The organism is Flavihumibacter cheonanensis, from assembly GCF_022352215.1.
Classification (GTDB): domain Bacteria; phylum Bacteroidota; class Bacteroidia; order Chitinophagales; family Chitinophagaceae; genus Flavihumibacter; species Flavihumibacter cheonanensis.
In genome coordinates this window covers 1-291 of record NZ_JAKRWF010000057.1, presented here as the reverse complement: position 1 = coordinate 291, position 291 = coordinate 1, and the positions used below count along the sequence as shown (strand labels likewise).

Below are 291 nucleotides of genomic sequence, written 5' to 3'. Positions count from 1 at the left end.
CTCCAAGGCCTCGCGGAAGGTCGCGGTGGCGTCGATGGCCTGCTGGAAGAGCTGCAGATAGTGCAAGAGGCGGATATCCGCCACCTGAAAGGCGATCCGGCCGTCGCTCTTCAAAACCCAGGCTTGCCCCTTGGACGGTCCCAGGAAACGGATCAGGCGATGGTGCCTGTGGGGATCAAACCGCTGGAAATCAAAGCCCTGCAGTTCAAACAGGCCGTCGGCCAGATGGGCCCGTTCGATGATGACCTTCACCGTCCGGTTCAAGTTTTTTACGATGAAGTCGCGCTTTTC

General features: G+C 59.1%; 1 protein-coding gene. It reads right to left on the bottom strand.

The annotated features are described in order from the left end of the window. The coding region (locus MD536_RS21115; protein ID WP_239603773.1) for a hypothetical protein at positions 1-291 on the bottom strand (291 nt) is incomplete at both ends.